This is a genomic window from Frankia sp. CeCAU1, from assembly GCF_977971845.1.
In genome coordinates, this window is the sequence record NZ_CDWWXA010000143.1 from 1 (window position 1) to 10,901 (window position 10,901).

Annotated in this window: 11 protein-coding genes; 4 read left to right on the forward strand and 7 right to left on the reverse strand. The window is 70.8% G+C overall.

Annotated features, from left to right (window positions below):
- Window positions 1-87 precede the first annotated feature (87 nt).
- Both AC08OO_RS19595 and AC08OO_RS19600 read left to right on the forward strand, forming a co-directional pair.
- The gene (locus AC08OO_RS19595) at window positions 88-630 is read left to right on the forward strand and encodes a DUF3618 domain-containing protein (RefSeq protein WP_476611846.1); all 543 of its coding nucleotides are present in this window, start codon (window positions 88-90) and stop codon (window positions 628-630) included.
- A 306-nt stretch (window positions 631-936) separates the two neighbouring features.
- Window positions 937-1,383, forward strand: coding sequence for an SRPBCC family protein (locus AC08OO_RS19600; RefSeq protein WP_476606921.1), 447 nt, complete (start codon window positions 937-939; stop codon window positions 1,381-1,383).
- Window positions 1,384-1,526: 143 nt separating this feature from the next.
- Here AC08OO_RS19600 and AC08OO_RS19605 read toward each other — a convergent pair whose 3' ends face one another.
- Window positions 1,527-2,651 (reverse strand): anti-sigma factor RsbA family regulatory protein, encoded by a 1,125-nt coding sequence (locus AC08OO_RS19605; protein WP_476618866.1) that lies wholly within the window; start codon window positions 2,649-2,651, stop codon window positions 1,527-1,529.
- A 411-nt stretch (window positions 2,652-3,062) separates the two neighbouring features.
- On the opposite strand from AC08OO_RS19605, the gene AC08OO_RS19610 reads away from it, so the two are divergent.
- Window positions 3,063-5,618 (forward strand): Tex family protein, encoded by a 2,556-nt coding sequence (locus tag AC08OO_RS19610; protein WP_476611429.1) that lies wholly within the window; start codon window positions 3,063-3,065, stop codon window positions 5,616-5,618.
- Window positions 5,619-5,893: 275 nt separating this feature from the next.
- Here AC08OO_RS19610 and AC08OO_RS19615 read toward each other — a convergent pair whose 3' ends face one another.
- The 6 genes from AC08OO_RS19615 to AC08OO_RS19640 all read right to left on the reverse strand — a co-directional run bounded on the left by AC08OO_RS19615 (window position 5,894) and on the right by AC08OO_RS19640 (window position 10,051).
- Window positions 5,894-6,382 (reverse strand): beta-class carbonic anhydrase, encoded by a 489-nt coding sequence (locus tag AC08OO_RS19615; RefSeq protein WP_476611428.1) that lies wholly within the window; start codon window positions 6,380-6,382, stop codon window positions 5,894-5,896.
- Between the two features lie 60 nt (window positions 6,383-6,442).
- The gene (locus tag AC08OO_RS19620) at window positions 6,443-7,468 is read right to left on the reverse strand and encodes an aromatic/alkene monooxygenase hydroxylase subunit beta (RefSeq protein WP_476611427.1); all 1,026 of its coding nucleotides are present in this window, start codon (window positions 7,466-7,468) and stop codon (window positions 6,443-6,445) included.
- 2 nt (window positions 7,469-7,470) lie between these two features.
- Window positions 7,471-7,776, reverse strand: coding sequence for an MmoB/DmpM family protein (locus AC08OO_RS19625; protein ID WP_011434683.1), 306 nt, complete (start codon window positions 7,774-7,776; stop codon window positions 7,471-7,473).
- Window positions 7,773-8,198 carry a monooxygenase system ferredoxin subunit gene (locus AC08OO_RS19630; RefSeq protein WP_476607836.1) on the reverse strand — a complete coding sequence of 142 codons (426 nt, stop codon included), beginning with the start codon at window positions 8,196-8,198 and terminating at the stop codon, window positions 7,773-7,775. The genes AC08OO_RS19625 and AC08OO_RS19630 overlap by 4 nt, the downstream gene beginning before the upstream one ends.
- The gene (locus AC08OO_RS19635) at window positions 8,191-8,439 is read right to left on the reverse strand and encodes a toluene-4-monooxygenase system B family protein (RefSeq protein ID WP_476607837.1); all 249 of its coding nucleotides are present in this window, start codon (window positions 8,437-8,439) and stop codon (window positions 8,191-8,193) included. Before AC08OO_RS19635 ends, AC08OO_RS19630 begins: the two co-directional genes overlap by 8 nt.
- A gap of 88 nt (window positions 8,440-8,527) precedes the next feature.
- Window positions 8,528-10,051: an aromatic/alkene/methane monooxygenase hydroxylase/oxygenase subunit alpha gene (locus AC08OO_RS19640; RefSeq protein ID WP_476611426.1), complete on the reverse strand. Its 1,524-nt coding sequence runs from the start codon at window positions 10,049-10,051 to the stop codon at window positions 8,528-8,530.
- Between the two features lie 320 nt (window positions 10,052-10,371).
- Here AC08OO_RS19640 and AC08OO_RS19645 point away from each other — a divergent pair.
- A partial coding sequence (locus tag AC08OO_RS19645) for a MarR family winged helix-turn-helix transcriptional regulator (protein ID WP_476618867.1) occupies window positions 10,372-10,901 on the forward strand: 530 nt, incomplete at its 3' end.

Genomic DNA, 10,901 nt, shown 5'->3' on the forward strand with positions numbered 1-10,901 from the left:
CCACCCCGTGTCGCCACTCCCGTGCCGCCCACCACCCCGTGTTTCCGCGGAACCACCGGCAGAAGCATCAGAAAGGTCAGGTTCGCAGTGACAAGCACGAGTCCGGACAAGATCCGGTCCGACATCGAGGCGACCCGGGCGCGGCTCGGCAGCGACCTCGACCAGCTCGCCGACCGGGTCAGCCCGCAGAAGGTCGCCGGTCGCACCGCCCAGGACATCAAACGCCGGGTGACCACGGCGACCGAGGCGGTCCGCCCGAAGGTCGCAGCGACGACGGAGATCGCGGCCGAAAAGGCCCGGGACACGGCGGATCAGGCGAAGGCCACCGTACGCCGGCAGCTTGACGCCCACCCGCAGCTCGCCGTGACCGCACAGAAGGCCCGCGCGACGGCCGGCAGCGCCGCGGGTACGGCCACGCAGACCGTGCACAAGCAGTTCGAGGCGCACCCGCAGGTAGCGGCGAAGGCCGGCCAGGTGCGCGACACCGCGGGCAGCGCCCTCACGGCCGGCCGGCAGAAGGCCGCCGGCAACCCGCGGGCGGCGGGGTCCGCCGCCGGGCTGGCGGCTCTGCTCGTGATTCTGCTGTTCATCCTCCGGCTCCGGCGGCATTGCGGGATCGACCCGGGGTAGCGGTCCCCGACGCTCTCGGCGGCGCTCGCCACACTCGGCCCGGCGGCGCGCGATCTGGCCGCTCTGGTGGGCGTCCACCTGCTCGCCGACTGTAACTCCAAGTAATCAACTGCGCCGCTCGGCGCCCGTCAAGCCGGGAAGCGCGACGGGCGAGGGCGACGGACTACGGGTCAGATGAGACGGTCAGGGGCACGCGAGCCTGGCGGCCCGCCCGTGGCTCCACGGGTTCTCTCCCGGACGAGCACGGCTGCCGGGAGGAACGCGGACTTCGGCCGAGAGCCGGCCGGAGCGAGGAAGGAGGAGCTGGTGGGACAGATCGAGGTCGTCGTCAGGCGGGTCGTGCCGGGCACCCCCGAGCAGGTTGTCGCGAAGCTCGCGGACTACCAGGGCGCCCGCGCCCGAGCCTGGCCAGAGAACGTCTCCGAGTACCGGGTGTTGGCGGGGGGCCACGGTGCCGGGACCCGCATCGCCTATCGGCTCCAGGCAACCCGCAAGCGGGTGCGTCAGATCGACGCGACCGTCTCCGTCCCCGATGCGAGCACTCTCGTCGAGGCGGACCAGAACTCCTCGCTGTGCACCCGCTGGCACATCGTCCCCGGCTCCGGGCCGGACCAGAGCCTGGTCACGGCGACGACGACCTGGGACGGTGCGGGCGGTGTCGGCGGCTTCTTCGAGCGCGCGTTCGCCCCCATCGGCGTCCGCAAGCTGCACACCGCGGTCCTGGACAAGGTTGCCGGACAGTCCGGGGGCTAGGATCCGGCCGCCGGGCGGTGCAGGGTCGGCCATACTTCCCGCGTCGGCCCCGCCGCCATCAAACCTGCCCGGCCCATCAAACCTGCCCGGCCCACCGAACCCGGCCGGCGAGCCGGACCCGGCCGGGCTGGGGCGAAGCCCCGTTAGGCGTACATGTACATCCGCACGGTCGTGCCAACCCGGGTCGACCGGAGCTGGACAAGATCGCACAGCTGGTTGACAAGCCACAGCCCGCGGCCGCCGCCCAGGGACAGATCCGGGCGGCGGCGTCCGGCCAACCGGTCGTACAGCCGGCCGCCGTCGCGGACCTCGCAGATCAGGCAGGCGTCGTCCGTCCAGAGGCGGACCGCTCCATGGCCCCCGCCGTGGTGCACGCTGTTCGTGGCGACCTCGTGCACGGCCAGCTCGAACTCGCCGGTCCGCTCGGCGCCCAGGCCCCAGGCCAGGGCGACCCGGATCACCTCGGCGCGGACGTGCCCCAAGTCGCGCGGGCCGAAGGCGAACTCGACGCGGGGAACGCCGAGGTCCGGCAGGGCCTCGGCCAGCGGGTCGGGGCCCGGACCCGCGACGGCGGGCCCGGGCGGTCGATACCGGGAACTGATCCGGCCCAGCCCGCCCTCCACCACCGCGGGATGGGTGCGCCAGATCTCGTCAACGAGCGCCGAGCCGATCCGGCCCACGTCATAGAGGCACCGCAGCCGCCACGCCGGCGGCGCGGCGAACGCCTCGTTGAGCAACGCCTCGTGCAGCATGGATTCCCGCAGCTCCGGGCCGGACCGGGCCAGCCATGTCGGCTCGCCGATCCCCCGTACCAGCCGACCGCGCTCGACACCGAGATCCAGAAAATCCTGCCAGGCCGGAATAATCCGGGCCGGGTTACGACCAAGCTCGGCCATATCAAGAAAAGAGACACGCTGCGCGGCCCGACCGAGGGCGGCGCGTAACTGGCGTATCCGCGGCTGTGTCACGGCTACCAGGACGGCCTCGTCGACCGCGAGTCCGGCGAGCACGAAATCGCGCGTTGCGTTGAGGAAACCGGCGTCGCCCTGATACAGGAAAGCCTCGTGCCGAATCCCGTCGGCCCCACTTCCACCGGCGACCGGGCCACAGATGTAGCCCAGGGTGCTCCTGTGGCTCACTTCACACCCCGGCGCGGCAAAACGCTGGTCGCCCCCGTGGGAACCCACCCGCCCACTCACCGCGACCTCGGCGGCAGAATGCCGAGAATACACGCGGCCCGCGCCGGCAGCCCCGTCCCCAGTGTGCACGGGCACATCGTAGGTCATGCCGAACCAATGGGATATACCCCGCAACGCAATCAGACCGCCCAGCTCGTCAGAGCTGGTAGCGGAAACAACCCGACCAGCCCGGAACCGGTTCTCCGGCCGGGCGGACCACGCCGGGCCGGGCCGGTCGCCGCCGTGACCGCGCCACGCGGGGACGATGCCCGAGACCAGGAGGCCGGCGCCCGAGACCAGGAGACCGGCGCCCGAGACCAGGAGGCCGTGGGAACGCGGGAACGCGCACCGGGACCGCCGCCCGCGGGCGGAAAACCTCGTGATCACCCGTAGTCTCGCAGTCAGGGCGTCGGCGCGGGTCTCACCGCGCGGCGCCCGAGCGACGACGCGGCCGGCCCCGGCCCGGCGACCGAAGATCGACGAGAAGGCGGATCAGGGATTGTGACGACGACATCTGTCCCGCAGCGTTCCATCCATCAGCGGATCGCCGAGGAGCTCGGCGTGCGCCAGGGGCAGGTGACGGCGGCGGTCGACCTGCTCGACGGTGGTGCCACCGTGCCCTTCATCGCCCGCTACCGCAAGGAGGCGACCGGCACCCTCGACGACACGCAGTTGCGCACGCTGGAGGAACGGCTACGTTACCTGCGGGAGCTGGAGGATCGGCGCGCCGCGATCCTCGAATCGATCCGGTCGCAGGGCAAGCTGGACGACGCCCTGGCGGCGCAGATCCTCGCCGCCGACTCCAAGGCCCGGTTGGAGGACATCTACCTGCCCTTCAAGCCGAAGCGGCGGACCAGGGCGCAGATCGCCCGGGAGGCCGGCCTCGAACCGCTGGCGGAGAGCCTGTTGGGCGACCCCTCGCTCGACCCGTACGCCACGGCGACGGCCTACGTCGATCCGGAGAAGGGTGTGGCCGAGGCGGGTGCCGCGCTGGAGGGGGCGCGGGCGATCCTCGTCGAACGGTTCGCCGAGGACGCCGACCTGATCGGCACGCTGCGCGAGCGGATGTGGTCGCGTGGTGTCCTGGTATCCCGGGTCCGGGAGGGCAAGGAGGAGGCGGGGGCGAAGTTCTCGGACTACTTCGACTTCTCCGAGCCGTTCACCTCGTTGCCGTCGCACCGCATCCTCGCGGCGTTCCGGGGGGAAAAGGAGGAGATCCTCGACCTGGCCCTCGAACCGGACGTGCCGGCGGAGCCGGACGCCGCCCCGCCGCCCGGGCCGACCGACTACGAGACGCGGATCGCCGAGGCGTTCGGGATCTCCGACGCGGGCCGACCGGCGGACCGGTGGCTCCTCGACACGGTCCGCTGGGCCTGGCGCACCCGCATCCTCGTGCACCTCGGCGTCGATCTACGGATGCGGCTGTGGACGGCCGCCGAGGACACCGCCGTGCGGGTGTTCGCGGCGAACCTGCGTGACCTGCTGCTCGCGGCGCCGGCCGGAACCCGGGCGACCATGGGTCTCGACCCGGGGTACCGCACCGGAGTGAAGGTCGCCGTGGTCGACCCGACCGGCAAGGTGGTCGCCACCGACACCATTCATCCGCACGTCCCGGCGCGGCGGTGGGACGAGTCGATCGCCACCCTGGCCCGGCTCGCCCGGGAGCATCGCGTCGACCTGATCTCGATCGGGAACGGGACGGCCTCCCGGGAGACCGACAAGCTCGCCGAGGACCTCATCCGCCGGCACTCGGAGCTGTCGCTGACGAAGGTGACGGTCTCGGAGGCGGGGGCGTCGGTGTACTCGGCGTCCGCCTACGCCGCGGCGGAGCTTCCGGGGCTCGACGTCTCACTGCGCGGGGCCGTGTCGATCGCCCGGCGGCTGCAGGACCCGCTCGCGGAGCTGGTGAAGATCGACCCGAAATCGATCGGGGTTGGGCAGTACCAGCACGACCTGTCCGAGTCCCGGCTGTCGTCGTCCCTGGACGCGGTGGTCGAGGACTGCGTGAACGCGGTGGGGGTGGACGTCAACACCGCGTCCGCCCCGCTGCTGACCCGGGTGTCCGGAATCGGGGCGAGCCTCGCGGAGAGCGTGGTGCGCCACCGCGACACGCACGGGCCGTTCCAGACCAGGGCCGCCCTGAAGGACGTCCCCCGCCTCGGGCCGAAGGCGTTCGAGCAGTGCGCCGGCTTCCTGCGCATCCCCGGCGGGGACGACCCGCTGGACGCCTCCAGCGTGCACCCCGAGTCCTACCCGGTGGTGCGGCGCATCCTCGCGGCGACCGGCGGCGACCTCGGCTCCCTCATCGGCAACGGGGCGGTCCTGCGAGCCCTGAAGCCGAGCGAGTTCGTCGACGACACCTTCGGCCTGCCGACCGTCACCGACATCCTCGCCGAGTTGGAGAAGCCCGGCCGTGACCCGCGGCCAGCCTTCAGGACGGCGGCATTCACCGAAGGGATCGAGACGCTCGCGGACCTGGTCCCCGGCATGACCCTGGAGGGGACCGTCACGAACGTCGCCGCCTTCGGGGCCTTCGTCGACATCGGCGTTCACCAGGACGGCCTGGTGCACGTGTCGGCGATGTCGAAGAACTTCGTCAGCGATCCGCGCGAGGTCGTCAAGCCCGGCGACATCGTGACGGTGAAGGTTCTCGACGTCGACATCCCCCGCAAGCGGATCTCGCTGACGCTGCGGCTGGACGACGAGGCCGGTGCCGGGGGCCCGGGCCGCCGGGACGGCGAGGGTGACCGGCGGGGAGCCGCGGGTGCGGGCGCCGGACGCGGCGGAAGCCGTGATCATGATGATCGGCGGAATGGCGGCCGGGGCACCGCGAGTGGCGAACGCGGTGGCGCCGGCGGGCGCAGTGCCGGCGGCAGGAACGGTGCCGGCGGCAGGAACGGTGCCGGCGGCCGCGCGGGCTCCGGTGGCCGCGCGGGCTCCGGTGGCCGCGGCGGATCCAGCGTGCCGGACGGCGCGATCGCCGAGGCGCTGCGCCGGGCCGGCATCGTCAACGGCGACCAGATCACTCTCGGTGAGTCCGGCCGCAAGCGCGGCTGACCCACTGACCAGGTGACGGGTGGGGCCGGTGGGTCGGGCCGGTGGGAATCACCGGCTCCGGTGCCGCCCACCGACCCCACCCACCTGGCCCCCAGGGGTGCTTCGCGGATCGACGGTACGGATCCCCGAAGCACCCCGACGGCGGGCGAAGCCCGGTGTCGCCAGAAATACGGCATCGTCAGAAATACGGTGCCGTCAGAAAGAACCGATAATGATGCCGGTAATGGTGAGTCGATACTCGAAGGCGCTGAACAGCGGGGTGCGGCAGGCGGATATCACGCGACTTCGGTGAGCAGTCCGGTGGCAACATCGAAGATGAAACCGCGGATGGCGTCGATATGCGGGATGAACGGGCTCGCCTTGATCCGCGCAATCGACTGGCGTATGTCTTCGGCCAGGTCGGTAAACGACTCCACGGCCCATGCCGGTTTGATCCCGGTCTCGTCCTGGATCGAGCGTTTAAAATCGTCGTCGGTGAAGGTCAGCATGCCGCAGTCGGTGTGGTGGATCAGGATGATCTCGCGGGTGCCGAGCAGGCGCTGGCTGATCGCGAGGGAACGGATCTCGTCGTCGGTGACGACGCCGCCGGCGTTGCGGATGACGTGAGCCTCGCCGTCGCCCAGGCCAAGGACCGCGTAGACGTTGAGCCGTGCGTCCATGCAGGCGACGGCTGCGATGTGCTTGGACGGCGGCAGCGGAAGCGGCCCGGCGAAGGTCTTCGCGTAGGCGGCGTTGTTGGTCAGGTAGTCGTCGGTGACGGACATGGGTCCTTCCCGGGGGCGGATCGGTGGTGGAGGCCGGAGGTTCAGGCGGGATCCGCCGGTTCAGGCAGGATCCGCCGTGCCGGTCCAGGAGGCACGGAACGCCGCGGTGGTCGCGGCGACGGTGGTGGCGACCTCGGCCGGGTTGGCCGGGTTCGGGGCGTTGTCGAACAGGGCCGCCAAGCCCGCGACGGCCTTCTCCGCGCGGGGGCGCCAGCTTTCTTCCCAGGCGGCGAGAACCGCGGCGTTGTCGGGGCGTCCGGCGATGGCGTGGCGGGCCAGGGCCGCGCTCCACGCCCGGCTGCGGGCGCCGTCGACGCCGGACTCGCGCAGCAGCTGGGCGGTCAGGCCGTCGCCGTTGGCGTCCGCGAGGTCGGCGAGGACGGTCTTGAGCAGGGTGTCGAGCGCCGGCTTGACGACGAGGTTCAGTGCCGTGAAGGCCTCCGCCCAGTCGTAGGCGACCAGCAACCGCTCCAGCGCCTCTCGGGCGGGTTGCCAGGCCGGGTCGTCTTCCCAGAACCGTCGGGTGACCCTGCTGTCGGCGAGGTCGGCGCCGTGGACCAACGACAGCGCCTTGGCCCGGTAGGCGATCCACTGCAGGGCGCGCAGTTCGTCGGCGGCCTGGAAGAACGCGGCGTTGCTGACGTAGGCGCTGGGTCCGAGTTGGCCGACGTACAGGCTGGTGATCTGCAGCACGTGGAACAGGTAGCGGGCAGGCAGGTAAAGCCGCGCGAGGACACCCACCCAGGCCGGGTTCAGGCCGGCATCCGCATCGAGGGCCTCGAAGTGGTCGACGACACCTTCGGCGTAGATCTCCCGGTCGTGCTGCAGGGCGATGTAGCGGCGGTAGTTGAGCTGGGCGGGGTCGCGGAACGCCTCCCAGTCCACGCCCCGCAGCGGCGAGCCCTCGCGGTAGCGCAGGTACCACCGGTTGATCGGACTGTCGGGATCAAGGTCAAACGGGGCCGGCTGCCGCCCGAAATGGTAGTGGAAGTGGCCGGTGACGGTCTCGTACTCGTTGGGCTTGCGGCGGGCCCCGTCGAACACACTCCAGGTGCGCAGGGGCCTCGCCGTGGGGGCGGTGGTCATCCTCAGTCCTTCCGGTCCAGGTACCAGACGAGTTCGTCGTCGCTCACGTACCGCATCCGCCCGGCAAAGCCGGCGAGGGCGGGTTCGAGGGTGGCGAGCGGGACGGACCGGCCGGCGGCCTCCTCCAGGCTGGTGCGGGTAACCCGCAGGAAGCGGGGCGCGTTGATGCGCACGTAGCCGTTGCGGTCCTCCACGACCAGCGTCTGGTCGGGGTTGTCCTTCTCGATCGCGGCGTGCAGTGCCTCGACGACGTCCGGATCGAATCCGCGGACGATGGGGCCTACCAGGCGGCTGGAGTCGGCGGTCATGAAAATCGTCTCCCCGTCGGGGCCGCGGTCGCATCGCCACGGCAGCGGTGGTAATGACGTCGGCCGTCGGGCGGGATCCCGACAATGATCCGCTCGCCGTCGGCGCGCACCGGGAAGCTGTACAGCCGGCAGTCGCTCGGGTTGAGGCTCTCGCCGGTCGCCAGGTCGAACTCCCAATGATGCGCGGCGCAGGTGAGCACCCCGTCCTCGACGGCGCCGTCGACCAGCGGGAACCGCGAGTGCGGGCACACCGCCTGGTACGCCCGTAGCGCCCCGCCGGGCAGGTGTGCCAGCAGCACCTGCTCGGCGCCCGCGGTCACCTCGAGCACATCGCCTTCCCACACCTCGTCCAGCGAGGCGACGTCGGTCCACGCCACTGTGGTGCCACCCGCCGACGCACCACCCGCCGACGCGCTACTCATCGAAGAAGGCTTCGACATGGTCGAGCGGGCCGACGCCGGCCTCGCCGATGCGCGCCTCGCGGGCGAGCACCTGACCGTTGTGGCGGACCCCCACCGGCGCGTCGCTGGCCGGCAGACGCCGGCCCACAACGTGGTGAGCGATCTTTTGGCCGACAACCTCGACGGTGTCGGCGTCGTCCACCGCCACCAGCAGCGACACGAAGTCGTGTTCGAAAACCGCGCTCAGCGGCAGCAGAGCCATCGGGCCCCCTCGGAGTGCTCGTGGACGTACTCGTGGACGTACTCGTGGGAGTGCTCCTGCGCTCCGGGGGTTACCTGCGCCCAAGACGTCATCGCCGTGCCGCCCTGGCGCCGGTTGCGCCCGCCGCCGCGGCCTGCGCCCAGGCGTAGCCGGTGGCATCCTGTCCCTGCTCGGCCGGCGACAGCCCCATGTAGGCGAGCACGCCGCCGAGGTCGGGCGGGCTGATCTCGCCGGCGAGGAACCGGTCCACCAGCGACCGGTGCCCGGCGAACCGCTCCGGACGCCGCGCGAAGATCCACTTGCAGGGTTCCGAGCAGAACAGGTAGTCACGGCCCCCGTGGGTGTGGCGCAGCGGAGCGGCCGAGGCCAGCGCGCCGGCTTCCACGCCGGCGGCCCGCACGATCGGCAGCTGGCACAGATTGCACACCAACGGCAGCGTCTCCGGGAAGGTGGCCTCGGCCTTCCCCGCGCGGATGTTGTCGCCGATGACGTCCCAGTACTTGCCGAACGTGCGGTTCCAGCCCGGGTACTTCTCCTCCAGCCACACCCGCTCGTCCGCCGAGACGCCGGCGTCCGGGTTCCACCAGACCGTCGGCCGCCAGTTCCACACCCCGAGGTGAATCGCGTGGTGGTACCAGGTGAGTTCGTTGACGAACTCCTCCCAGTACCACGGATACTCCAGGCCGAAGTCCCGGAACTGGTCGGAGAACTGCTTGATCACCCACTCCTCGATGAATTCCTTGAACGACATCGTCCGATGCTCGAGCGGGGTGTAGTAGTCCATCGACAGGCCGGTCAGCAGCGCGAACACCCGCCATGACCGCCAGAACATGTGATCGATGAGGAACTGGCCCCAGTCCTTGTGGCCGCCCTCAGCAAGGATCTTGATGGTCGGCTCACCCTGCTGGGCATGGCGGGCCTCGTCCGTCTGGATACTGGAGATCAGCGAGCCGAACTCCAGGTCGCCCACCTTGATCGCGTCGGCCGCCATGCCGAGGAACTGCAGGTTCGTGAAACCGGTCTCAAGGGTGAAGGTGAGCTGCAGCGCGATCGACAGCGCGTCGTTGGCGACGAACATGTCGTCGAACAGCTGCCGGACCGCAAGCACGATCCAGTCGTTCGTGTGGAACGCCTTGAGCGCCCAGTCGGCCCGCGGCTCCTTCCCGATCAACCCATAGGGGAAGAACGCCTGGATCTGGCCGTGCCGGACCTCGTCGAGCGTGCCGAACGTCGCCGTATTGCGCCACGCCGCCGCCCGCCCGAACCGGCCCATCCGCGCCTCACCGATGGAGGCGAGGTACTCCGGCATCGTGATCGCGCCGTAGTGCGCCAGGATCACCGACTTCCATCCCGGGTCGAGCTTCTCGAACAGCGCCGAACGGGCGATCGCGTTCTTGACCGAGTACGTCGTGGTGTCCTTCGTCACCTGGTTGTGCACGTACTCCCGATAAGTAATCTTGTATGGCTCGTCCCAGGCCAGCCACCCCTCGGCTGAGACCCGGCCCGTCCCCGACAGCTCCTCTGGGAAGACGTCCTGCTCGGACACATAGCCAAACGACCAGTTGGTGTCGCGGGCAAGGTCGTACCAGTCACTGCGGGCAAGCTTCGGCATGCTCGCCTCCTTGGTGTTCCCTCACGGACGCGGACCGGACCCGCCCGGTCCGGCGACGCTCCCGCGCCGCACGGCCCAACCCGGCATCGGCCGCTATCTCGACAATTTCAGTCGACAAGGAGAACTATGTGCGGAGCGACCTTTGATGTCAAGGACTCCTAACGATCCGGTCCGGGCGGATCGGATTGCTAAGGTCCACTCACGGGTTCCGACCTTCCCCGTTACGACCCTCGCGGCGGGTCGGCCGTCGCGAACCCGGGAAAGTCCCAACGGCAGGAGGCAGCGGTGCTGGCGATACACGCGGCGTTCGGACCGCGCGCGTGAGGCCGCCCGGCACCCCCGAGGAACGCCACCCCGGACTCGACGCGAAGATCGTGGCCGCCCTCGACCGGATCGGCGAGGCCCTGCAGGTGCTCGCCCGCCGCCTGGCCGAGGCGCACGACCTGTCCCCCACCCAGCTTCGGGTCCTCGCCCGCATCTATGCGGGACCACCCCCGCCGGCCCGAACCAGCGCGCTGGCACGTGAACTCGACGTGGCCGACCCCACCGTCAGCGACGCCGTGGCGGCCCTGCGCCGCAAAGGGCTCGTAGGCCGCCAGCAGGACCCCGCCGACCGGCGTCACTACCGGCTACACCTCACCGCCGACGGCCAACGGACCGCGCACGCGGTCTCCCGGTGGACCGCCCCGGTCGAGGTAGCGACCTCCAGGATCCCCCGCCCGGACGGCGAGCACCTGCTCGCAACCCTCCTGGACCTGCTGGAATGCCTGCACGCCGAACATCTGATCAGCGTGACGCGCGCGTGCACCACCTGCCGGCACTTCGAACCCGCGCCCCGACCCGCCCGCCA